This is a genomic window from Pseudonocardia sp. DxW, assembly GCF_058448985.1.
This window is the reverse complement of the sequence record NZ_JBZFLK010000042.1, coordinates 1-21,294: the sequence shown is the minus strand read 5'-3', so window position 1 is coordinate 21,294 and position 21,294 is coordinate 1. Positions and strand designations below refer to the sequence as shown.

Genomic DNA, 21,294 nt, shown 5'->3' with positions numbered 1-21,294 from the left:
AGTGAGACCGCCAACTGTTCCTAACACCCGGCGGAACCGTCGAGCCAGGCGAGACGCCTCGAGCCGCAGCAGCCCGTGAACTCTTGGAGGAGACCGGCCTGCTGGGCGAGCTGCTGTCAGTGCCGGCGGCCGTCGCTGTCCGCTCTTTCCGCGCCGACTGGACGCCAACGCTGAGCCTGTCCTACGGAGCCGTCATCAACCGCGACGCGCCACTCGGCGGGGAGAAGGGACAGCCGCCGAAGTGGGTCGACCTGGACGAATCGTGGGAGAGCGTGTTCCCCGAGGATCGCGACCGAATCCGCGCGTATGTGCGCAGGCTCGCGGCAGAGCACGCGGTCGAGGCGCGCTGATCCTGTCGGGCGGGGCTTTAGTTGGTGGCGGCCCCTGCGGACAAGCACAGATCGTCCCAAGCACCATCCCGCTCTGGCGTTTTCATGGGCGGTCTGGGTCGCACGTCCGGACGTGAACGTCCGCCGTTTCGTCGTTGACATGGCCGCTGATCAGGTCCGATCAACGCCGGGTAGCGTGGGTGCGCTAGCGAATCTGGGAGTGATTATGGCGATACGACGAGATGCTCTCGCAGCACGGCGCGAGGCTCTCGGCTTCACCCAGGAAACCCTCGCCCAGGAGCTTGGGGTGGAGCTCTCGACAACCTGACCTCGCCTGCGAGTGGGCCGCTCACCTGGAAGGGAGGGACGACCGACGAACGTTCAGCGGGGTCGCCGACGGTGCTCATCACGGGCTGCTTCCTGTCGTGCCCGTGACCCTACTTGGTCAGGGCGCGCAGGCGGTGGTGAGCGCGGCGGCCTGATCGGCCCTGGTCTGCAGCCAGGCGGCTGGAGCACTGGTGAGGGTGTCCAGGGTGGCCGTCTGCAGGGTGGCGGCCAGGTCGGTGATGGCGCGGCCGATGTCGGTGTCGCTGGTGGTCGCGGCCAGGTCGGTGAGCTCGGTGGCGGTGGTGTGCGCCTGGTCCAGTGCGGCCTGCGGTGCGCTGAGGTCGGGCGGGTTGGCGACCAGTGCCAGCGCGTCGCTACACACCTCGGCGGCGGCGACCGCGCCGGTCACGGTGTCCGCGGCCGAACCGGCGGTGTCGCCGGCCTGCTGGACAGCGCCGCAGCCGCTGATCGCCGCCACGACGCCCACGCCGAGCAGCACAGAGGTCCATCGAGTCGAGATGCGCATGAGCGGGTTCCTTTCCGGATGGGCTGGGTCTGTGGGGTGGTGCCGCCCACCGCTGGTGGGGGGAGTGAGCGGTGGGCGGCACCGGGGCGGTCGACGCGCGTCAGTCGCGCGTCGACAGGCCAGTGGGCGAGGACGGGGCCGTCTCGGCTGCGGCCGCCCCGGTTTGGGCTGGCTCGGTCGTGACCGTGTCGGGCTCCGCACCGGCCAGCGAATCGGCAGAGGCAGCCGCTGGGGTGGCCGGGGTGGTGCGGGTGCGGATCCAGCTGGCCGTGACGGCGACGGCGAGCAGGAGGGCGACCACGGCCAGCGAGAACCAGGTGGGGATCTTGTAGAGGTCGAGCAGCAGCATCTTGATGCCGACCCACACCAGCACCAGGGCGAGGCCTAGCTTGAGGTAGATGAAGCGGTGCATCAGGTCGGCGAGCAGGAAGTACATGGCGCGCAGGCCCAGGATGGCGAAGGCGTTGGAGGTGAACACCAGGAACGGCTGCTGGGTGATGGCGAAGATCGCCGGGATGGAGTCGACGGCGAAGACGATGTCGGTGACCTCGACCAGCACCAGCACCGCCAACAGAGGGGTGGCCACCCAGCGCCCGGCCTGGCGCACCAGGAACTTCTGCCCGTGGTACTCCTCGGTGGTGGGGATGACCTTGCGGAACAGGCGCAGCACGACGCTGCGGTCGGGGTCGATGGTCTCGTTGCGGTGCACGGCCATCCGGACACCGGTGGCGACCAGGAAGGCGCCGAACACGTACAGGATCCAGGCGAAGGACGCGATGAGCACCGAGCCCGCGGCGATGAACACCGCCCGGAACACCAGTGCGCCGAGCACGCCGTAGAACAGCACGCGGTGCTGGTACTCGCGGGGAACGGCGAAGTAGCCGAAGATGATCGCGAAGACGAACACGTTGTCCACCGCGAGGGACTTCTCGATCACGTAGCCCGCGAAGTACTGGGCGGCGAACTCGCTGCCCCACGCCCACCACACGATCGCGCCGAACCCGAGGCCGAGCGCGACCCACACCGCCGACCAGGCGGCGGCCTCGCGGACCCCGACCACGTGTGCGCGGCGGTGGGCGAACAGGTCGATCGCGAGCATCACCAGGATCACGCCGAGCACCGCGGCCCACGCCCACAACGGAACAACCACAGTCAAGCACCTCCGGTCACGTCGAGTGAAACCGGAGGTCTCCCCAACCGCCAGAGCACGTGCGCTGGGTCCGGTGGCGCCGGGACCGGGCAGCCATCGAACTGCCGTAATGACGATCCCGGACGTGGTGGGTACTCCCCTCCGCACCACCAGAATGACGAAATACGGTTCGCCTGTCAAGGCTTGACTGGCGAACCGTACTTCGTCAATCTGGAAATGAGGCCAGCGCGCGGCCTCCTCGATCCGTGCCGTGGAAAGCAGGTCCGCTGATGCCCGCCCAGTGCACAACCCTCGTCTGCGTCGTCGACGCCACCGATCCCGCGCCGGCCGCCGAGCTGCCCGCGGCGGTCGAACTGATCGCCGACCACGGCCACCTCGTGCTCGCCGTGCTGCACCCGCCGCCGGGGCTCACGCTCAACGCGCGGCTGATCGCCTGGCAGCAGGTCCGCCGGGAGCAGGTCACCGCCGCGGCGCTCGCTCCCGCGCTGTCACGGCTCCCGTCATCCGGGCTGGCCGAGCGGGGCGTGCGGATCCACACCACCGCGTGGCATCACCGTCGCGGGCCGGGCGGCCGGCATCGGCGCGTGGCCGCCGCCCTGCTGCGACTGTGCCGAGTGCACGACGCCGACGTGCTCGTGTTGCCCGCCCATCCTCGCGCCGAGCTCCTCACGCCTGCGACCTGCCAGTACCTGCTCGGCCTCACTCAACCTCGGCTGCGGATCCGCCGCGCAGACGAGCACACCCTGCCCGACGCGATGCTGGTCTGATCACACCCGGTCGAGCAGCTCCCCGCCGATCCGGACCCCGCGCCGACAGCGGCATCGAGAGTGGAAGGAATGCCTTATGGTCGGCCCCATGCGGCCTGCCGAACCCCCACCCGACCACGCCCTCCCCACCCCAGCGGGCTCGGATCCCACCGACTCCGGCACGGTGGATTCTGGCGTGGTGGATGCTGGTGCGGAACCGGCCGACGCCGCCGCGTCGCAGACGCCAGGGTCGTGGATGTTCCTGAGCAACCACGCCCACGTGCTGCTCTGCCTGGCCGCCGACCCGCACCAGACCCTGCCCGTCATCGCCCAGAAGGTCGGCATCACCACCCGCGCCGTCCAGCTCATCCTCACCGACCTCATCCAGGGCGGCTACATCGAGCGCACCAAAGTCGGCCGCCGCAACCACTACCGCATCAACCCCGACGGCCATCTGCGCCACCCGCTGGAAGCCCACCACCGCATCGCCGACCTCATCACCGCCGTCGGTCCCGCCACCCCTGACGATGCTCGTGATGCTTCGGCTGACGGCGCCTCGACTCCTCCGCGTCGTCGCCGCACCGGATAACTCGCCACCCTTGGTAAACGAACCACAGTTCGTCATTCTCGACGTTGAGGGGGAGTACCTCAACGACCAAGCCCCGCGTCGTCAACACGATCTGGCCGACCCGGATCCGGCGCAGGCACCCGCCGCCCCACCGCGCGGGTCCAGGAAACCTCACGCCACCGACGCCAGCACCACCAAGCACGCCCTGGCAAGGGCTACGTGGCGTGGCCGGGCGGTGTGCGGACAGGACCTCGCGACGACCAGCGCCCCTCTCGCTTCGCACCCCACACTGACACGCCACCCGGGACGGCGTGTGTTCATCGTGGCGGGCGGGGCGGCACCAACGCTGCGCAGGTGATGACCAACGCCAGCAGAATGAGTGCCGTGACAGCGATGTCGATGAGCAATCCGGTGAGCATGGTGAACATGGTCAGTCCTTCTCAATCACGTGCTGCTCGGCCTCAATCACGTGCTGCTCGGCTCGGCGGCGGGTGCGCAGGCTCGCCGCGATGACGACGGCGAGGATGGCCACGATGACAGCGAGGGAGACCGGCGTGGGGATCTGCGGGGTGGCCGGCCAGATTCCGTGGGCCCAGTGCAACACCAGTTTCAGACCGATGAACGCGAGAATGACCGCCAGGCCGTGGTTGAGATAGACGAGCTTGGCCAGCGTGGCGTGGAGCACGAAGTAGAGCGCGCGCAGGCCGAGCAGCGCGAAGGCGTTGGTGGCGAATACCAGGTAGGGGTCCGCGGTGATGCCGTAGACCGCGGGGACCGAGTCCACGGCGAACACCACGTCGGTCACGAACACCGCGGCGACCACCACCGCAAGCGGCGTGAGCGCGCGTCGTCCGTGCTCCCGTACGGTCAGCCGGGTGCCTCGGTAGTCGTCGGTGACGGGCATGAACCTGCGGAGCAGTCGCACGATACGCATCTGGGATACGTCGCGGCCCGCGAAGGCCGAACCGGTGTGCACCTCGTGCAGGATCTTGCCCGCGGACACGAGCAGGATCAGGCCGAAGAGGAGGAACGCCCAGGTGCCCTGCCTGCAGCAGCGCCGCGCCCGCCGCGATGAAGATGCCCCGCAGGACCAGGGCACCGGCGATGCCGTACAGCAGCACCCGTTGCTGAATGGGGGACGGGACCGCGAACCCGGCCAGGATCAGCATGAACACGAACAGGTTGTCCACCGACAGTGACTTCTCCACCACGAAGCCGGTGATGAACTCCAGTGCCGGCCCGCTGTCGAACACCGCCCACAGCCAGATCCCGAACAGGACGGGCAGCGTGAGATAGAACACCGACCAGCCAATCGCTTCCCGTATCGACACCTCGTGGGGACGGCGGGTGACGGCGAAATCGGTGACGAGGAGGCCGAGTATTACGGCGATGCTGGCGACCCACAACCAGGGCGACCCGATCGACGAGGACCCCACCGAGTCGGCGGGCGCGGCCACGGACAGAGACGACACCACGGGATGAAAGGGCACGAAGACCTCCGCGCACGGACGACGTTCGAGGTCTCCTTCACCCTGGTGAGGGCGGTCGCCCGGGGACACCATGGGGTGTCCGTATTGACCAGGCAGACACTTAGGGAAGTACTCCCCTCTGCACGCAGTGTCACTGGCCGGAATGTGGCTGTCAAGGTTGATCGGGGGTGGATCTAGGATCGGTGGCGTGAGGCGCGCCGGGGTATGGCAGTGGCTGGACGGTCACGTCGACCATGAGCGGGGGGTGGGGGTCGCTGCTGGTGGGGTGGTGTCGCAGGCCCCGACGACCGTGGTCATCGAGCGGCTGCTGCGCACGCTCGGCCGGCCCGAGCAGCGGGTGCCGGTGATCCTGGTGGCCGGCACCAACGGCAAGAGCACGACCGCCCGGATCCTGGCCGCGGTGCTGGCGGGCAGTGGACTGCGGGTCGGGTTGTACACCAGTCCTCATCTGCACCGGCCGCAGGAGCGGATCACCATCGATGGTGTCACGATCACCGACGACGAGTTGGCGGCGGTGCTCGACCCGCTGGTGGCGGACGAGCGCACCGCGTCAGAGCTGGGGCGGCCCAGTTGGTTCGAATTGATGACCGCGGCCGCGGTGGGCTGGTTCGCCGACCAACGTGTTGATGTCGCGGTGGTCGAGACCGGTCTGGGTGGCAGCGGCGACGCGACCGCCGCGCTCGGCGCCGGCCTGGTGGTGGTCACGTCGGTGGGCGTCGACCACGTCGAGTACTTCGGTGACACGCGGTGGGACAACGCCGTGGCTGAGGCTGGCGCGGTTCCTGAGGGCGCGACCGTGGTGCTAGCCGAAGCGGACCCGGCCATGCACCCGCCGTTCCTGGGCCGCCGCCCCTCGCGCGTGGTGACCGTGGATCGTGACTTCGGCGTGGCCGCCGACGCGCCGGTCGCGGATGGCCGGACGGTGTCGCTGTTCACGCCCGGGGCGACTTATGACGACGTTTTCCTGCGTCTGCTGGCACCGTGGCAGGCGGCGAACGCGGCGACGGCGTTGGCCGCCGCCGAGGTGTGGCTGGCCCGGCCGGTGGCCGACCAGGTGGTGCGGGCGGTCTGCGGGGCGCTGCGGGCTTCGGGCCGCTTTGAGCTTGTCCACACCCCCGGCCCTGTGCTGATGGACGGCGCCCACAACGAGGAAGCGGCCACCGCGCTGGCACGGGCGCTGCGGGAGCGGTTCGACGGCGTCTCCCGCACCGTGGTGGTCGGTATGACCGGGACCCGCGCGCCGGAGGCGTTTCTGAGTGCCCTGGGGGTCGGGGCTGGTGACTGGGTGATCTGCACCTCGCCCCGGACACCGCGAGCGGTGCCGCTCGCCAGGCTCGCCGCCGCCGCGCGGGCGGTGGGCGCAGGATCGGTCGCGGTCGAGGCGGATGTGGGTGATGCGGTGCGCCGCGCGGCGGCGGCGAATGATAGCACGCTCACGGTAGTTACCGGGTCGCTCTATGTGATCGGCGAGGCGCTGCCCGTCGTGCGAGCGCTGGTGACGTGACCACCCGTGCTGCCCGGGCTGAGCGCCGCGCGTGCTGATCGGGAAGAGAGGGTACGAGATCCGGTCTCGAAATGGGTCCGGCGGCGCGGGGGCAACGGTGATCGCGCGAGCCGGTGGTGTGTCAGACTGCAGTGGTGAGGGGTGAACGGGTGATGTCGGATCAACCAGGCATCGCGCCTGAGCGCGTGGGACTCGATGTGGAACGCGCTGCTGGCACCCTGCGCGCGGGTGGGCTGGTCGCGTTCCCGACCGAGACCGTGTACGGGCTCGGCGCGGACGCGGAGAACGTCGACGCGGTGGAGCGTGTCTTCGCCGTGAAGGGGCGGCCCTCGACGCACCCGCTGATCGTGCACCTCAGCGGGGCGCGTCAGCTCCCCGACTGGGTCGCGGAGGTGCCCGACGCGGCGCGCCGCGTCGCTGACCGTTTCTGGCCTGGCCCGGTGACCCTGGTTCTTCGTCGGGGCCGCCGTGTTCCCCGCGCGGTCACCGGCGGTCTGGAGACGGTCGCGCTGCGGGTGCCCGACCATCCGGTCGCCCGCGCGCTGCTCACGGCGTTCGGTGGCGGTGTGGCGGCGCCATCGGCCAACCGTTTCGGCTCGGTCAGTCCCACGGCGGCTGCTCATGTTGGCGACGGGTTGGGCGCCGACGTCGACTACGTGCTGGACGGCGGCCCCTGTGCGGTGGGTGTCGAGTCCACGATCGTCGACCTCACCGGCGCACCTGCGATACTGCGCCCAGGCGGCGTGACACGAGAGGATCTTGAGCGCGCACTGGGTTGCTCCGTGCCGGTGCGGGCGAGGAGTGCCGTACGCGTTCCGGGCCAGCATCCGTCGCACTACGCGCCGAGGGCACGGGTTGTCCTGGTCGAGCCGGGCCAGGTGATCGGCCACGCCGAGTACCTGGCAGCGCAGGGCCGGCGCGTCGGCGTCCTGCTGCCGCCCGAGTTCGCGGGCGGTGCCGGTGCGTGTGCCGGGCAGCGCGTTATCGCGGTGCCGGACTCGGGTGCGCGGTACGCGCGGCGGCTTTTCGAGTTCCTCCGTGACTTCGACCGGCATGAGTGCGAGGTCGTGGTGGCCTCGGTTCCTACCCCGGACGGGCTCGGATTGGCGATCGCGGATCGGCTCCGCCGAGCGGCCGGGTCGCGCAGCCAGACGGCCGCGACTCCGGGCTGCTCAGCGGTTGCTGAGCGCGGCGACGAGGTGTTCGAGGTGGGCGGCGCGGGATGCTTTGATCAGGACGAGATCGTCGGGACGAAGGATTCGACTTAGCACGTCGTGGGCGGCCTGGCTGTCGGGAACGGCGATGATGTCGAGGGTGCTGTGCTCGGTGTCGGCCGCGTCGGCGATCAGAGGCGCGGTCCGGGTGCCGATGGTGATCAGGACGTCGAGGCCGGCGCGTGCGGCGAGCACGCCGAGGTGGTGGTGGGCGCCAGCGGCGTGGTCGCCGAGGTCGGCCATCTCGCCGAGGACGGCGATCCGGCGGCGGGCGGACATGGTGCTCAGGGTGGTCAGCGCGGCGGCCATGGAGTCGGGGTTGGCGTTGTAGGCGTCGTGGAGGAGCGTGACCCCGTCGCCCCGCACGATGGTTTGCATGCGCCCGCCGCTGGCGGGTTCAGCGGCGCTCAGGGCATCGGCGATGGTGTGGTGGTCAAGGCCGAGGCCGAGGGCGAGGGCGGCGACGGCGAGGGCGTTGCCGACGTGGTGCCGGCCGGTCAGGCGGAGCGTGACGGGTGCCGTGCCCTCGGGAGTGTGCAGGGTGAAGCACGCCCGGCCGCGCGGCGTGACGTGCACATCTCGGGCGTATACGCCGTTGGGGTGGGGGCGCTGGCTCCACCAGCGGGTGCGGGCGGGGGTGAGCGGGGCCATCGCGGCGACGAGCGGATCGTCGGCGTTGAGGATGGCCAGCCCACCGTGGTCTGCAGAGGGGAGCCCGGTCAGTAGTTCGCTTTTGGCCGCGGCGATCCCGGTTTGCCCGTCGGGGTATTGACCGAGGTGGGCGGTGCCGACGTTGAGCACGACCCCGACGTGGGGGGTGACCAGGCCGCACAGGTAGCTGAGGTGTCCACGGCCCCGGGCGCCCATTTCCAGGATGAGGTAGCGGGTGTCGGGGGTGGCGCGCAGGACAGTGAGGGGAAAACCGAGCTCGTTGTTGAAGGAGCGGTCTGTGGCGGCGACCGGGCCGTGGTGTGCCAGGACCTGGGTGGCGAGATCTTTGGTCGTGGTCTTGCCGTTCGACCCGGTGATGCCGATCACGGTGGCCGGCAGTCGGTCTGCCACGTGGCGAGCCAGGTCGCCGAGCGCGCGGGTCACGTCGGTGACCTGGACGGCAGGGGCGGGCACCGGGCGTGCGGCCAGCACCAGGGCGGCTCCCGCGGCGAGGGCCGCTGATGCATGGTAGTGCCCGTCGGTGCGCCGGCCGGGGAGGGCGGCGAACACGCCGCCGGGGTGGACCTGGCGGGAGTCGATGCTGGCGGGTGCGGTCACCAGCAGCGACGGGTCGGTCCCCGGGACGAGGTGACCGTCGGTGGCCGCGGCGATCGCGGCGGCGGTCAGGGGGATCATCGTGGTGACGCTCCTTCGGACGTGCAGTGGCTGGGGCCGGCCGGGTGGGTCTGCGGGGGTGGTGTCCGGGGGTTACGGGTTGCAGCATTCGCAGAACGTGGGATCGGCACGTCGTTGGCCGTCATCGCGAGGGTGGCGGCCGCGGTGCGGGCAGCGGGCACACCCGTGGATCGTTGCCAGGGTCAGGCGGGTGGGCTCGCCACACGTGCCGCAGGGCAGACCAGGTTCGCGGTCCACCGGGCCGAATCCGGGGGTGCCGCAGGCCGGGCACAGGGTGGCCAGACGCGAGGCGAGTTGGTGGGCGAGCACGCTGATCTCCCGCATGCGGGTGGGGTTGACGTGCGCGCGCATGTCGGTCTCCAGTCGCGCCAGGCCATCGGTGGAGTGCGCGGTGCACCGGCTGATCGCCGCATCGAGGTCGGCACGGGTCTGGATGCCCTTGCAGATGGGGCCTGGAGCCCGCACGTCGGCGGGGCTGTGGGGACGGACGATGACCGCGTGGGCACCGAAACCGACGCGCGCCAGGTAGGCGTCGGTTTCCTCGTCGAGGCGGCGGGTCGTGGTGTGGCTGAAGTTCGTCGGTGTGGTTCGGCGCTCCAGGATGCAGACGTCCCGCACCGTGTCGAGGAAGGCGAGGATCTCCTGGCCGGCGCTCAGCATTGGCGCGACCGGGTGCGGGCCGAAGGAGCCTTCGCTGGCCACGGCGAGTCCGAGGCCGGTCGACTCGATCGCGAGGCGCGCCTTGCGGACCGCGGTCTCGGCCGCCGACCCGGCGCGGGGGATCTCACCGGTGAAGGTGCCGAGCTGATCGGTGTCCACATCGTGGGCGAGCACAAGCCGCATGCCGGGGATCCGCGCCAGGGCGGCAGCGAGGGCTCGCTGCTTGCCGTGTCGGGTGGCCATCGCGACCGGTGCGCCCGCGTAGGGGTGCACGGCGAGCATTACACGAGGTTGCCGGATCGGGCGTCGATGCCGGTGAGCAGGGCCACGAGCTGCCCGATGGCGGTGTCACGGTCCATCGGGTGCCGCAGCGGCAAATCCGGATGCAACCGGTACCGGTTGCGCCGCCCCTCCCTGGTGCGTTCCAGGTAGCCCGCCTCGACGAGGTCGGCCACGATGCGCTGCGCCGCCCGCTCGGTGATGCCCACCACCTCGGCCACATCCCGCAACCGAACTTGTGGATCCCGCACCACGCACAGCAGTACGTGGGCGTGATTGGTCAAGAACGTCCACTCCTGCATGGCCGCAACTGTACCTCGTCGGGGGTAACGCATGTCACGCTTGCCAAAGCACGTCATCAATGTCGTATGATTCATATCGCGTATTAGAACACAGGTCATTGGTAGCGTGCTTGGGAGGTGGGTGTCATGGGCGACGAGGAGATGGCGCTCCCGTGGGAGAACCTGCTGCGGGAGGTGGGCGCGGTGGTCGACGCCGAGATGGCGGGCGTACTGACCGGCGAGCGCGCGGCCGATGAGGTGGCGCGGCGCTGGGCGCACCGGTGGGCCTCGCCGCCGCCGGACGTGGTGATCGACACCAGCCCGCCGGGCGTGCGGCGGGGGGCCGCGCAGAGCGTGGGTGCCTACATCGCCCGGGAGCTGGAACGGGGGCGGTCGCTGTACTGCGTGGTCCACGACGAGTTCGTCCGGGTGCGGATCGGGGGTTTCGACGGGCGTGCGTTGCCTCCGCATTGCCTGGAACACCTCGGTTCGCCGCCCGAGCCCGCTGCGGGCACCGGTGCTGAGCCGCGCGCCACCGACCTCGCCGGAGCCCCGGCGACGCGCGGCGCGGCGGCGCGCGCGGGTCAGGAAGGTACGACGGCGTGACAGGGGTGACGCTGCTCGTTTTGGTGGCCCTTCCCGCTGTTGCGGCCATGGCCGGGTCGATCCGGCGGCTACGGAGCTTGGCGCCCGCGTTGGGTGCGGGTGCGGCGCTGGTGGCCACCGCGCTGGCGGGGACGCTGGCCGTGACGGTGGTAGTCGGCGGGCCGGTGGCGATGGTGCTGGCCAACCCGGACGGGCGAGCCTGGACCGGGCTGGTGGTCGACCACGTCGGGGCGATCGTTCTGCTGCTGGTGTGCACGGTCAGCGCCGTGGTCCAGGCGTTCGCCCGCCGCTACCTGCACGGCGATCCGGCCGCGGCCCGCTTCGCTGTCGCGGCGGGGGCGCTGACCGCCGCGACCACGGTGATGGTGACCGCGGCGACTCTCGTCACCCTGGCGGTGGCGTGGACGCTGACCGGGGTGATCTTGTGCCGTCTGGTGGGGATGTATCGGCCGGCGCCCTCGGCCGTCGATGCCGCACGGCGCACCACCCGTGCCGTCGTCGCCGGGGACGCCGCGTTGTGGACTGGGGTTGTCCTCGCGGTCACGGTCTGGGGGGATCTCGACCTGCGCCACCAGGGCGACGCGGCCCTCGGCGGTGCGGTGGGCACGGTGGTGGCCTGTTCGCTGGTGGTCGCCGCGGCCGTGCGGTGCGCGCAGCTGCCCTGGCACCGATGGCTGCCGGCGACCCTGGCGGCACCGACCCCGGTTTCGGCTCTGCTGCACGCCGGCGTGGTCAACGCCGGCGGGGTGCTGCTGGTGAAGCTGTCGCCGATCGTCGGTGCCGCGCCGGTGGCGACACACCTGGCGTTCGCCATCGGAGCCGCCAGCGTCGTGGCCGCCACCGCGATCATGCTGACCCGCCCCGACATCAAAGGGGCGCTGGTGCACTCCACGATCGGGCAGATGGGGTTCATGCTCATGACCTGCGGGCTCGGCCTCTACGCCGCGACGGTGGTGCACCTGGTGGCGCACGGGCTGTTCAAAGCCACCCTGTTCCTCGGCTCGGGGTCGGCCGTGCAGCGGCACGCTGGCCACACTGCGGCTCCTCCCGCGCCTCGGTTGGCTCCTGCCCGCGCAGCGCAGGTCGCTGTCCTCGCCGGGGTCGCCGCCGTCGCGGCGGTCGGGGTGGCGGCCTGGTTGCTACCCCTTCATGCCGGCGGCGTCGCGTTGTCGCTCTTCGCCGTGGCCACCGCCGCGCGGCTGGCGTGGGGCTGGCTGCGTCGTCACCCGACCGGCGGCGCGCTGGTCACGGTGGTGATCGTGCTGCCGGGCGTGGCGATCGGGTACCTGGCCCTGGTGGGCGCGGTCACCGAGCTCCTGGCCCCGAGCCTGCCCGCAAGCGGGCCCGCCGCTGTCTCGGCCTGGGTTCTCGCGACCGTGGTGGCGGTGCTGGCGGCCGGTGCGCTGCTGCTCCACCTGGCACCCGCGGTCGGTCTGGGCCGGTGGCGCGACCGGCTGTACGTGGCGGCGTTGTCCGCCGGGCAGCAGCGCACGTACACCGCCGCCTGGGGTCACCCGCCACGGCTGGTACCGACACCGCGTCCGCGGCCGGTTCCCCAACTGGAAGGAGCTCGGGCGTGACTCGCCCCCACGCGCTCGACGGCATCCCGCGCAAGCGGGTCGCCGCCATGACAGGTGAGTCACCGGCTGTCCCGCACGCGTGGCTTCCCCTGTTCTCCACGGTCGCACGTTCCGCCACTTGTCGCGTCGTGCTCGCGCAGGAGGGTTCACACTCATGACCACCGGCCCCGCCACCAACCTCGCCCCCGATGCCGTCTCTGACGTCGCCACACAGCAGGCGGCAGTGCGCGCCGAGATCGCCGACGCGGCCGGATTCCTGGCTCCGACCTGGCCATTGGCGGACTTCATCGCGGTCAACCCGTTGTCCGGCCTGCTGGACCGCCCGTTCGCCGACGCGGCCACCACCGCCGCGGATCTGCTCGGAGCACGAGTCACCCCAGACGAGACCTGGCTACGTGCCGCCTGGCAGCGCGGCCGGATCACCGACGACGACCTGCGCGCCGCGCTGGCCCGCCGCCACCCCACGGCGCTACAGCGGGGCCCGCTCACTCTCGGCAACCGCGCCTACGACCCGGTCGACCTGCTGGTGGCCGATCTGCACCAGGGCATCGCGTGTCCACCGCCGCGCCGTCAGGCACGCACCGCGGCCGAAGCACTGGCCCCGGAGGTGGCCGCCCTGCTCAACACCCACACGATCCAGTGGTGCGCGGCCTACCTGGACGAAGGCCAGTCCACCTGGCGGATGCCGGGTCGTGACCGCGGCTTCTACTCGGCGTGGCGGGCGCTGGCCGCCCATGACGGAACCTTGCCGCGGCCGGTGCGGGCGCGGCTGCGGCACCTGCCCGAACGCGCCGAGCACACCATCCTGGACGCGCTGGCCGCGCTCGGTGTCCCGGACGACCAGCGGACCCGCTACCTGCAGGCCCACCTGGCCTGCTTGCCCGGCTTCGCCGCCCACGTCCGGTGGCGCGGCGAGCGGCCCGACAGCGGCATCGACCTCGTCGACTACCTCGCGTTGCGGTTGGCCGTCGAAGCCGCCGCGCTCGCCGGCTCCCACGCTCCCGGCACAGCGTGGTCCTGGGCCTCCGCGAGCCGGTTCGACACCCGGCAGGCCACCGTCGACCCGCACGACCGGGCCTACCACCTGTTGGGAGCGCTGGAAGTCACCGACACCGATGCCGCCCAACGGAGCGAGCTGGTGGAGCTGCTCGACCAGCTGCCGATCCAGCAGCGGGCGCTGGTCTGGCTGGACGCCTACGAGGACCACTACCGGAGCCGGCTGCTGCTGCGCATCCTCGGCCGGCCCCAGCCCGAACTGCCCGAAGCCCCACCGCGGGCGCAGGTGGTGTGCTGCATCGATCCCCGCTCCGAAGGACTGCGCCGCCACCTGGAGGTCCTCGGCAGCTACCAGACCCTGGGCTTCGCCGGTTTCTTCGCCGTCGCCATGCGCTACCGCGACCTCGCCGGGGGTGCCGCTCGCACCCAGTGTCCCGGCCCGATCACGCCTCGCCACACCCTCACCGAGCACCCCGCCCCTGGTCGGCGGCGCGCGGCCGAGCGGTCACTGGCCGGTCGCAGGGTGCTCGCCGCCGCCGAGCACTCCCTGCACGCCGCCAAGGACGACCTGCTGGCGCCGTTCGCCCTCGCCGAAGCCGCCGGCTGGCTGGCCGGGCCGCTGGCCGCGGCCAAGACCTTCACTCCCCGTGCCGCCGGCGCCACAGGCGCGTGGTGGGCCCGCCGCATCACGCCCGAGCCGCAGACCGAGATCTCCATCGCCGAGGCGCTCACCCGCGAGGAGCGTGCCGCGACCGCCGAAACCATCCTGACGTTGATGGGCCTGACCCGCGGGTTCGCGCGGCTGGTCGTGTTCTGCGGGCACCGCGCCCACACCGACAACAACCCCTACCAGGCCGCGCTGGACTGCGGCGCCTGCGGGGGACATCCCGGAGGTCCCAACGCCCGCACGGCCGCCGCCCTGCTCAACGATCCGCAGGTCCGCCGTCACCTGGCCGACCGCGGCATCACCGTTCCCGACGACACCTGGTTCGTCCCGGCCGAACACGACACCACCACCGACACCGTACGCCTGCTGGACACCCACCTCCTGCCCGCCACCCACCGCCGCGACGCTGACAGGCTCACCGCCGACCTCCGCACGGCCGGCACCCGGCTGGCCGCCGAACGCTGCGCCATCCTGCCGGGCGCACCCACCCGGCCCCGCCCGCGGCACGCGGCGCGCCACACCCGCGCCCGGGCCCGTGACTGGGCCCAGGTCTTCCCGGAATGGGGTCTCGCCGACAACGCCGCCTTCCTCATCGCGCCCCGCGCCCTCACCCGCGGCATCGACCTGCACAGCCGCGTGTTCCTCCACGACTACGATCCCGACCTCGACCCGACCGGCACCGTCCTGGAAACAATCCTCACCGCGCCGCTCGTCGTCGCACACTGGATCAACAGCCAGTACTACTTCGCCACCGTCGACCCGCAGTCCTTCGGCGCCGGCAGCAAAACCCTGCACAACGTCACCGGTGGGGGCCTGGGCGTCATGACCGGCCACACCAGTGACCTCCAGCCCGGCCTGCCCTGGCAGTCCCTCACCGACGGCCACCACGCCCGACATGAACCGCAACGCCTGCTCGCCATCGTGCAGGCACCCCTGCCCAGGCTGGACACCCTCATCGCCCGCCACACAATGCTGCACCACATGTTCAGCCACGACTGGATTGGACTCGCCGCACGGGAACAGCCCGACGACCCGTGGCACCGCTACACCCCCACCGGGTGGCAGCCCTGGCACCCCAGCACCGACACGCCAGCACCGACATCCCGGCAGGCGCTCCCGTGACCGCTCCACACCACCCGATGGCGGCGTCCCACCCGGAACGACCTGTCCTAACTCCCCACGTAACAGAGCCGCTTGGAAAGAGAGGTACCCGATGAGCGCGCTTCTACTGATCTCAAGTGTGGACCACGCCGAGGTCGCCGTCGAGCAGGCGAGCGACTACCTGGTCCACCACCGGCGCTACGGCGGCGATCCAGCTCAGCGGGACGCCCTGCTCGGGATTTGGATCCGCCGCGAGCTTGACGCGGACCTGCCCACGTTGTTCCCGTGCGGCGAGCATGTGCAGACCTGCGGATGCGCCGTCGGGGACCCCACGGAAGGGCGCCCGCCAGCAGTGCCGGTGGGGATCCGGACCTCCTCCTCGGTGTCCGGGCTGTGGTCGCTGTGCTGGCTGGACGGTTCCGCCCTGCGCGAGGCACACAACCCCCACCAGCGACGGCGCCTGATCCTCGATGTCCTGGTGCAAGGCGCGGCGCCCGCAGCGAGCCTGCCGGGAGCGTTCTTTCCGGTCTTCGCGCACACCGACTCCCGCGACACCGTCCACGCCACCCTGACCGAACTCGGCAGCCGCTACCCGCGCCTGGTCGCGACCCACTGGTACATCGATGACCCAGAGCAGGGCATCAGTGGACCGTGCGGCACGACCAGCGCCGGATGCCGGCTCGCACGCGGCACCGCCACGACTCGCCCCTAGCCCATCCAGCGTCCCGTCACGTCCTCGGTCTCAGGAGCAGCATGACCACGCATTCCACATCCGCACCGATCACCGTCGCCCACGGAGACGGAATCGGTCCGGAAATCATGGAAGCCACCCTTTCGGTGCTCAACGCCGCAGGCGCGGCCCTTGACATCGACACGATCACCATCGGAGAGTCGGTCTATCAGGCTGGCAACCCCGCCGGCGTCACTCCCGAGGCGCTCGAGTCGATCCGCCGCACGGGTGTGTTCCTCAAGGCGCCCATCACCACCCCGCAAGGCGGAGGGTTCAAGAGCCTCAACGTCACCGTGCGCAAGACGTTCGGTCTCTATGCCAACGTCCGGCCATGCGTCGCCTACGCACCGTTCGTCGCCACCAAGCACCCTGGCATGGACGTCGTCATCGTTCGGGAGAACGAAGAGGACCTCTACGCCGGCATCGAGCACCGCCAGACCGACGAGGTCGTGCAGTGCCTCAAGCTCATCTCCCGGCAGGGATGCGAGCGGGTAATTCGCTACGCCTTCGAGTACGCCACAGCCTATCGGCGAACCAAGGTGACAGCGTTCACCAAGGACAACATCATGAAGATGACCGACGGCCTGTTCCACCGGGTGTTCGACGAGGTCGCCGCCGACTACCCCGATATCCAGGCAGAGCATTGGATCGTCGACATCGGTGCGGCCAAGCTCGCCGACACCCCCGAGGCGTTCGACGTCGTCGTCCTGCCGAACCTCTACGGCGACATCCTCTCCGACGTCGCCGCCCAGATCGCCGGATCTGTCGGCCTCGCCGGAAGCGCGAACATCGGCGAGCGAGTCGCCATGTTCGAAGCCATCCACGGATCCGCCCCCCGGCGAGCCGGCCAAGACGTTGCGAATCCTTCAGGGCTGCTGCTGGCCGCGGTACAGATGCTGGTCCACATCGGACAAGCCGACGTCGCGAGCCGAGTCCACAACGCCTGGCTGCGGACCATCGAAGACGGCATCCACACCTACGACATCTACGAGCCCGATACCAGCACCTCCAAGGTCGGCACCACGGCGTTCGCGGCATCGGTCATCGACCGTCTCGGCCAAGAACCCACCCGGCTGCCGGCAACGCACTACGCCCAGCACAGGCCGATCACCGTCAAGCTCGCGGGCCGATCCGCTGCCGCCAAGACCCAGCTCGGCGTCGACGTGTTCGTCCACAGCCCAGACACCACCCCAGACGAACTCGCCGCCAAGCTTCGTCCGTTCGCCGCACCCCTGCACCTTGACATGATCTCCAACCGGGGACAGAAGGTCTGGCCAGGCGGCGCGCCCGAGACCCTGCTCACCGACCACTGGCGATGCCGCTTCCTCGACCCGCGCGGGACCACCACCGCCGCCGAGGTCGTCGCCCTCCAGGCCCGCATGGTCGAGCACGGCATCGAACCGATCAAGACCGAAGGACTCTACGCCTTCGACGGCGAACCCGCATTCACCCGAGGCCAGGGCCAATGAAGGGCCGAGCTGACCAAGCGAAGCCGGGAGAAGACATGGACCCGCGTCACCGTAGCCGAATCGTCACCGACGGCGTCACCCGAGCACCGGCCCGGGCGATGCTGCGGGCAGTCGGGTTCGCCGACGAGGACTTCACCCGGCCGCAGATCGGTGTGGCCGCGGCCGCCAACGACCTCACACCCTGCAACATCGCCCTGGACCGCCTGGCAGGCGCGACGGCCGACGGGGTCAGGAAGGCGGGCGGGGTGGCGATGCGGTTCTCGACCATCGCCATGTCCGATGGGATCGCCATGGGGCACCGCGGCATGCGCGCGTCCCTTCCCAGCCGGGACCTCATCGCAGACTCGGTCGAGTGTGTCATGGAGGCCGAACAACTCGACGCGATGGTCACCATCGCCGGCTGCGACAAGAGCCTTCCCGGGATGCTCATGGCCGCCGCACGCCTCAACGTACCCACGGCGTTCTTGTACGGCGGCTCCTCCCTCCCCGGGAGCTGGCAGGGTCGGCCGGTGACGATCCAGGACGTGTTCGAGGCCGTCGGCGCGCAGGCAAGCGGCCTGCTCAGCACCGACGACCTCGACGAGCTGGAGCGCGCCGCGTGCCCAGGAGCCGGATCGTGCGCCGGCATGTACACCGCCAACACGATCGCCGCCGAAGCCGAAGCCCTCGGTATCGCACTGCCCGGCTCGGCATCCGCCCCCGCCATCGACCCCACACGCCCCGGCATCGCCCACGACACCGGAGCGGCCGCCGTCGCCGCCCTGCGCGCCGGGATCCGCCCACGCGACATCCTCACCCGCGAAGCCTTCGAGAACGCCATCACCGTGGTCATGGCCCTGGGCGGGTCGACCAACGCCGCGCTGCACCTACCCGCCATCGCCCACGAAGCCGGCGTCCGCCTGACCCTCGACGACTTCGACCGGATCAGCCGACACACCCCCCACATCGCCGATCTCCGTCCCGGTGGGCGCCACGTCATGGCCGACCTGCACCAGGTCGGTGGCGTGCCCGCAGTGCTCGCCGCGCTGCTGGACGCCGGACTGCTCCACGGCGACTGCCTGACCGTGACCGGAGCCACCCTGGCCGAGAACCTCGCCGAACTCGCAGCCCCGAAACCCGACGGTACGGTCCTCCGAACGCCAGATGACCCGCTCCGCCCCGACGGCGGCCTGGCCATCCTCCGCGGGGCACTCGCCCCCAGCGGCGCGGTGGTCAAGATGGCCGGCCTGACCGTCGACCGCTTCCACGGCACAGCCCGGGTCTTCGACAACGAAGACGCCGCCATGGGCTACGTCTCAGGCGGTCGCCTCACCGCAGGCGAGGTGATCGTGATCCGGTACGAAGGCCCACGCGGCGGACCGGGAATGCCGGAGATGCTCGCCGTCACCGCCGCTGTCCGCGGCACCGGCCTGGGTGACCAGGTGGCGCTGGTCACTGACGGCCGCTTCTCCGGCGCCACCACCGGCCTCTGCGTCGGCCACGTCGCCCCCGAGGCCGCTGCCGGCGGGCCGCTGGCGCTGGTCGCCGACGGCGACCCGATCATGATCGACATCCCGGCACGCACCATCGATCTCGACGTCAACCCTGCCGAACTCGAACGACGCCGTCACCGCTGGCACCCACCCCCTGCCCCGACCGGCAACGGCTTCCTAGCCAAGTACAGCCGCCTCGTCGGCTGCGCCTCGCAGGGGGCGCTCGTCGGCGCCACCCCACGATGAGCAGCCCCACCCGACGCAAACACCATCATGTCACGCGAGCGATCCGGCTTTTCTCCCATCGCCGTGCCGGCGGCACGGCCTGCGGGGCGCATCGGCGGTGCCGCCAGCGCCGACCGCCCTGTCGAAGGAATCACCGCCACGACCGGACCCTGCATCCGCCGGGCCATCGACGTCCACCAAGCGGTCACGACCCACGCCTGCCGGGCCGCACACACCAACCCCCGCGAAGGAGCCGCACTGTGTTGGACGGCAAGCACATCCTGGTGACCGGGGTCGTCACCACCGACAGCATCGCCTTCGCCGTCGCCCGCCGCGCCCAACAACTCGGCGCCGAGGTGCTGCTCACCGGGCTCCCCCGCGATCTCGATCGGGCCCGTGCGGCGGCAGCGCAGCTCACCGGCGACATCGACGTCATCCCCTTCGACGCCACTGCCTCCCACGACACCGCCCGGCTCACCGCAACGATCGCTGAGCGGTGGGAGAGACTCGACGGCGCCCTGCACGCCATCGCCTTCGCACCCGCCGACGCCCTGGAAGGCCCCCTACTCAACGCCCGCCCCGAAGGGATCGGACTGGCGTTCCAGACCAGCACCGTATCCCTCGCCGCGCTCGCCGCGGCGGTGAACCGGCTCGCCCCACCCTCCGGCGCCAGCCTGGTCGGGCTCGACTTCGACGCCAGCGCCGCGTGGCCGGTCTACAACTGGATGGGCGTCTGCAAAGCCGGACTGGAGTCGCTCAACCGGTACCTCGCACGCGACCTCGGGCCTGCCGGAATCCGGGTCAACCTCGTCGCGGCCGGGCCGATCCATACCCGGGCGGCCACCGGCATCCCCGGCTTCGAAGCCCTGCTCGACGCCTGGGCAACCCGTTCGCCCTTGCGGTGGGACCCAGCCGACTCGACCCCGGTGGCCGACGCCGTCTGCTTCCTGTTCTCCGACCTCGCCCGCGCTATCACCGGCGAGATCCTCCACGTCGACGGCGGCTACCACGCCATGGCCGCGCCCCTGCGCCAACAGGGATCATGATGGGCCACGAGGACATCCAACACCTCCACACTGATCAGGGCAGGTGCCCTGGCGCAGACTGGGCAAGATCTCGGCTGGTTGACCCGGTGGGCGCTCCATGACCCGACCTAGCCGACTCATCCTGGTCACCGGCACCGGCACCGAGGTCGGCAAGACCTGGGTGACCGCCGCCTTGTCGCGACGATTGCGAGCATTTGGCATCGAGGTCGCGGCCCGCAAACCGGCGCAGTCGTTCACACCCGGTGATACCGCGACCGACGCCGCCGTGCTCGGCGAGGCAACTGACACGCCCGCCGACACGGTGTGCCCGCCACACCGGTGGTACCCGGTACCCCTCGCGCCACCGATGGCCGCCGACACCCTACAACTGGCTCCGATCCTGCTCGACGACCTCGTCGCCGAACTCGACTGGCCCTCAGACGTCGCCATCGGCTTCGTCGAGGGCGCAGGCGGGCTGTGCTCACCAATCGCCCATGACGGCGACACCCTCTCACTGGCGCAGCGGGTGAGACCGGACCTCGTGCTACTGGTCACCGAGCCTGTCCTAGGAGTTGTGTCCCAGGTGCGCCTCGCCGCGCGAGCCCTCACCGGACACGAGGTGCTAGTCGTCCTGAACCGATACGACCCCAGCGACGAGGTGCACCGGCGTAGCCGCGACTGGCTGACAGCCATCGACGCGCTCGCCGTACTCACCAACCACGACCTCGCCGACACCGTTGATTCCGACGCGGCCTGGCGCGCCATCAGCGGCGAGCCCCCCTCGGCACGCAATCCCTGACCACGCCCCTCGGTCACTGACCCGCTTACCCACGTCCTGGACCCGAGCGGTTGGTCAGACCGGGTCAGTTTCACCCGGCAGCGACAGTCACCATGAGTGATCGCGAGATGAGCTTCCCCCGCTTCGCCGGAGTCTTCGAAGACTGGTCCCATGGTTAGGGACTGGGAAGGAAGGCTCTGTTGGCAGCACCGAGGAAGTACCCC

General features: G+C 70.8%; 18 protein-coding genes and 1 pseudogene. 13 read left to right on the top strand and 6 right to left on the bottom strand.

Annotation, left to right across the window (positions count from 1 at the left end; translation table 11 throughout):
* Positions 1-14 precede the first annotated feature (14 nt).
* A complete protein-coding gene (locus tag ACVJO7_RS32980; RefSeq protein WP_281245774.1) occupies positions 15-350 on the top strand; it encodes an NUDIX hydrolase in 336 nt (111 codons plus the stop codon).
* A gap of 424 nt (positions 351-774) precedes the next feature.
* On the opposite strand, the gene ACVJO7_RS32975 is transcribed toward ACVJO7_RS32980, so the two are convergent.
* Positions 775-1,182, bottom strand: coding sequence for a bacteriophage spanin2 family protein (locus ACVJO7_RS32975; protein WP_005456771.1), 408 nt, complete (start codon positions 1,180-1,182; stop codon positions 775-777).
* A gap of 100 nt (positions 1,183-1,282) precedes the next feature.
* Positions 1,283-2,332: a TerC family protein gene (locus tag ACVJO7_RS32970; protein WP_005456772.1), complete on the bottom strand. Its 1,050-nt coding sequence runs from the start codon at positions 2,330-2,332 to the stop codon at positions 1,283-1,285.
* A gap of 269 nt (positions 2,333-2,601) precedes the next feature.
* Between ACVJO7_RS32970 and ACVJO7_RS32965 the strand changes: the two genes are divergently transcribed.
* Together ACVJO7_RS32965 and ACVJO7_RS32960 are read left to right on the top strand one after the other, a co-directional pair.
* On the top strand, positions 2,602-3,099 hold the full coding sequence (locus tag ACVJO7_RS32965; RefSeq protein ID WP_005456773.1) for a hypothetical protein: 498 nt from the start codon (positions 2,602-2,604) through the stop codon (positions 3,097-3,099).
* A gap of 88 nt (positions 3,100-3,187) precedes the next feature.
* Positions 3,188-3,667, top strand: a complete 480-nt coding sequence (locus ACVJO7_RS32960) for a helix-turn-helix transcriptional regulator (protein WP_177242873.1) — start codon at positions 3,188-3,190, stop codon at positions 3,665-3,667.
* A gap of 409 nt (positions 3,668-4,076) precedes the next feature.
* Here the strand turns inward: ACVJO7_RS32960 and ACVJO7_RS32955 are convergent.
* A pseudogene (locus ACVJO7_RS32955) lies at positions 4,077-5,067 on the bottom strand (TerC/Alx family metal homeostasis membrane protein).
* A 256-nt stretch (positions 5,068-5,323) separates the two neighbouring features.
* Between ACVJO7_RS32955 and ACVJO7_RS32950 the strand changes: the two are divergent.
* Together ACVJO7_RS32950 and ACVJO7_RS32945 are read left to right on the top strand one after the other, a co-directional pair.
* A complete protein-coding gene (locus ACVJO7_RS32950) occupies positions 5,324-6,640 on the top strand; it encodes a bifunctional folylpolyglutamate synthase/dihydrofolate synthase (RefSeq protein ID WP_005456777.1) in 1,317 nt (438 codons plus the stop codon).
* A 134-nt stretch (positions 6,641-6,774) separates the two neighbouring features.
* Entirely contained in the window at positions 6,775-7,908 is a 1,134-nt protein-coding gene (locus tag ACVJO7_RS32945; RefSeq protein WP_236808252.1) for an L-threonylcarbamoyladenylate synthase, read from the top strand.
* Here ACVJO7_RS32945 and ACVJO7_RS32940 read toward each other — a convergent pair.
* From ACVJO7_RS32940 to ACVJO7_RS32930, 3 genes are all read right to left on the bottom strand, one after another.
* Positions 7,813-9,201 (bottom strand): UDP-N-acetylmuramoyl-tripeptide--D-alanyl-D-alanine ligase, encoded by a 1,389-nt coding sequence (locus ACVJO7_RS32940; RefSeq protein ID WP_005456779.1) that lies wholly within the window; start codon positions 9,199-9,201, stop codon positions 7,813-7,815. The genes ACVJO7_RS32945 and ACVJO7_RS32940 overlap by 96 nt on opposite strands.
* 72 nt (positions 9,202-9,273) lie before the next feature.
* Entirely contained in the window at positions 9,274-10,143 is an 870-nt protein-coding gene (locus ACVJO7_RS32935; protein WP_005456780.1) for a DUF6671 family protein, read from the bottom strand.
* Positions 10,143-10,442: a helix-turn-helix transcriptional regulator gene (locus tag ACVJO7_RS32930; RefSeq protein ID WP_005456781.1), complete on the bottom strand. Its 300-nt coding sequence runs from the start codon at positions 10,440-10,442 to the stop codon at positions 10,143-10,145. Before ACVJO7_RS32930 ends, ACVJO7_RS32935 begins: the two co-directional genes overlap by 1 nt.
* Positions 10,443-10,568: 126 nt before the next feature.
* Here ACVJO7_RS32930 and ACVJO7_RS32925 point away from each other — a divergent pair, with 126 nt between their 5' ends.
* The 8 genes from ACVJO7_RS32925 to bioD all read left to right on the top strand — a co-directional run bounded on the left by ACVJO7_RS32925 (position 10,569) and on the right by bioD (position 21,091).
* Positions 10,569-11,027, top strand: a complete 459-nt coding sequence (locus tag ACVJO7_RS32925; RefSeq protein ID WP_005456782.1) for a hypothetical protein — start codon at positions 10,569-10,571, stop codon at positions 11,025-11,027.
* Between the two features lie 110 nt (positions 11,028-11,137).
* Positions 11,138-12,607 carry a proton-conducting transporter transmembrane domain-containing protein gene (locus ACVJO7_RS32920; RefSeq protein WP_217266928.1) on the top strand — a complete coding sequence of 490 codons (1,470 nt, stop codon included), beginning with the start codon at positions 11,138-11,140 and terminating at the stop codon, positions 12,605-12,607.
* A 154-nt stretch (positions 12,608-12,761) separates the two neighbouring features.
* A complete protein-coding gene (locus ACVJO7_RS32915) occupies positions 12,762-15,392 on the top strand; it encodes a DUF2309 domain-containing protein (RefSeq protein ID WP_113643307.1) in 2,631 nt (876 codons plus the stop codon).
* 91 nt (positions 15,393-15,483) lie between these two features.
* Positions 15,484-16,083 (top strand): hypothetical protein, encoded by a 600-nt coding sequence (locus ACVJO7_RS32910; RefSeq protein WP_005456790.1) that lies wholly within the window; start codon positions 15,484-15,486, stop codon positions 16,081-16,083.
* Positions 16,084-16,124: 41 nt separating this feature from the next.
* Complete coding sequence (locus ACVJO7_RS32905; RefSeq protein WP_005456797.1) at positions 16,125-17,570, top strand: NADP-dependent isocitrate dehydrogenase; 1,446 nt, start codon at positions 16,125-16,127, stop codon at positions 17,568-17,570.
* A 35-nt stretch (positions 17,571-17,605) separates the two neighbouring features.
* A complete protein-coding gene (gene ilvD, locus ACVJO7_RS32900; RefSeq protein ID WP_005456798.1) occupies positions 17,606-19,288 on the top strand; it encodes a dihydroxy-acid dehydratase in 1,683 nt (560 codons plus the stop codon).
* Between the two features lie 239 nt (positions 19,289-19,527).
* Entirely contained in the window at positions 19,528-20,313 is a 786-nt protein-coding gene (gene fabI / locus ACVJO7_RS32895) for an enoyl-ACP reductase FabI (protein WP_005456799.1), read from the top strand.
* Between the two features lie 97 nt (positions 20,314-20,410).
* Positions 20,411-21,091, top strand: a complete 681-nt coding sequence (gene bioD / locus ACVJO7_RS32890) for an ATP-dependent dethiobiotin synthetase BioD (RefSeq protein ID WP_005456800.1) — start codon at positions 20,411-20,413, stop codon at positions 21,089-21,091.
* Positions 21,092-21,294 lie beyond the last annotated feature (203 nt).

Bases quoted from the DNA above. Each gene is read 5' to 3' on its own strand.
- ACVJO7_RS32910 (WP_005456790.1), top strand. From the start codon at position 15,484: ATGAGCGCGCTTCTACTGATCTCAAGTGTGGACCACGCCGAGGTCGCC.
- ACVJO7_RS32940 (WP_005456779.1), bottom strand. From the start codon at position 9,201: ATGATCCCCCTGACCGCCGCCGCGATCGCCGCGGCCACCGACGGTCAC.
- ACVJO7_RS32935 (WP_005456780.1), bottom strand. From the start codon at position 10,143: ATGCTCGCCGTGCACCCCTACGCGGGCGCACCGGTCGCGATGGCCACC.
- ACVJO7_RS32930 (WP_005456781.1), bottom strand. From the start codon at position 10,442: ATGCAGGAGTGGACGTTCTTGACCAATCACGCCCACGTACTGCTGTGC.
- ACVJO7_RS32915 (WP_113643307.1), top strand. From the start codon at position 12,762: ATGACCACCGGCCCCGCCACCAACCTCGCCCCCGATGCCGTCTCTGAC.
- bioD (WP_005456800.1), top strand. From the start codon at position 20,411: ATGACCCGACCTAGCCGACTCATCCTGGTCACCGGCACCGGCACCGAG.
- ilvD (WP_005456798.1), top strand. From the start codon at position 17,606: ATGGACCCGCGTCACCGTAGCCGAATCGTCACCGACGGCGTCACCCGA.
- ACVJO7_RS32925 (WP_005456782.1), top strand. From the start codon at position 10,569: ATGGGCGACGAGGAGATGGCGCTCCCGTGGGAGAACCTGCTGCGGGAG.
- ACVJO7_RS32905 (WP_005456797.1), top strand. From the start codon at position 16,125: ATGACCACGCATTCCACATCCGCACCGATCACCGTCGCCCACGGAGAC.
- ACVJO7_RS32965 (WP_005456773.1), top strand. From the start codon at position 2,602: ATGCCCGCCCAGTGCACAACCCTCGTCTGCGTCGTCGACGCCACCGAT.
- ACVJO7_RS32975 (WP_005456771.1), bottom strand. From the start codon at position 1,182: ATGCGCATCTCGACTCGATGGACCTCTGTGCTGCTCGGCGTGGGCGTC.
- ACVJO7_RS32960 (WP_177242873.1), top strand. From the start codon at position 3,188: ATGCGGCCTGCCGAACCCCCACCCGACCACGCCCTCCCCACCCCAGCG.